General features: G+C 55.7%; 2 protein-coding genes. One reads left to right on the top strand and one right to left on the bottom strand.

What is annotated here, in order from left to right:
- Positions 1-14: 14 nt before the first annotated feature.
- Positions 15-407: a hypothetical protein gene (locus tag HZB34_17805; GenBank protein MBI5317818.1), complete on the bottom strand. Its 393-nt coding sequence runs from the start codon at positions 405-407 to the stop codon at positions 15-17.
- A 153-nt stretch (positions 408-560) separates the two neighbouring features.
- Between HZB34_17805 and HZB34_17800 the strand changes: the two genes are divergently transcribed.
- Positions 561-1,024: citrate synthase (locus HZB34_17800; protein ID MBI5317817.1), on the top strand; the 464-nt coding region annotated here is incomplete at its 3' end.

Genomic DNA, 1,024 nt, shown 5'->3' with positions numbered 1-1,024 from the left:
CATCCTGAGAGATGTTAGTCGACCAAGGGCGCAACTTCCAAGGCCTTTTTGAGCAGGCAATCTCCCGCATAGCCCTGTAACACCATCGGGAGCATGGCCCCGTCGATGGCGCGCACCGACTGGATCCGGAATCCCTCTGAAGACTTCTGGCCTTCGAGCTTGAGCGCGTGACAGATTTCTAATTGTTTCCAGGCTAAATTTGACAGGATGTGATCGGAGGCCAACAGCTTCATGTCGGTGACCGATCCCTCGATGGCCACCCTCGCTGGAACCCGTGTCCTGTCTTTCGGGAGCTCGCTGACAACAGCGAATGCGATCACATCCTCTTCTATTCCGGTGGAGGCCGTGTGCGCGACGCCTGCCATCACGATGAGAATGCTGCAGAGGAGGAAGGCTGTGTGTTTCATTCACGTCCCTAGTTCATCACCTCGTCCGGCCCTCGTTGTCGATGCGCTCTGAATTCAGTATGCCAAGCACGATTTTCCATTGCAAGAATGACGTACAGTCATGCTAGGGTAACGAGCAGCATCACAAGAGTTCTTTTCATGTGAGGATAGATCATGCCCCATGATTTCATGCCAGGCTTGGCTGGTGTTCCCGCCGCGACCTCATCGATCAGCGATGTCGATGGTCAACGCGGCATACTGGAATACCGCGGCATCCGAGTTGAGACCCTGTGTGCAGATTCATCCTATTTAGAAACCGCCTATCTCCTCCTATTCGGGCATCTTCCCTCAGCGGCTGAATTCCAACAATGGACCACGGACGTGACCCGTCATCGGCGCATCAAGTTCCGTATCATTGATTTGCTGAAATGCTTACCCGAGTCGGGACATCCCATGGATGCGCTCCAGGCGGCGGTGGCCGCGCTCGGCATGTTTTATCCAGGCCGTCAGGTTAAGGACGTCGAGAATAACTATTGGAGCGCGGTGCGACTGGTCGCCAAGCTGCCGACGATCGTCGCGGCTTGGGCAAGGTTGCGTCACGGCGATGATCCGATCCCGCCTCGGGATGATCTTGGGTT

The sequence above is a fragment of the Nitrospirota bacterium genome, assembly GCA_016219645.1.
Lineage (GTDB): Bacteria > Nitrospirota > Nitrospiria > Nitrospirales > Nitrospiraceae > Palsa-1315.
Note: the sequence above shows the minus strand (reverse complement) of the source record. Positions and strands in the feature narration are given on the sequence as shown.

What these genes read in the sequence shown, in the direction of transcription:
- HZB34_17805 (MBI5317818.1), bottom strand. Translation starts at nt 407, where the DNA reads ATGAAACACACAGCCTTCCTCCTCTGCAGCATTCTCATCGTGATGGCA.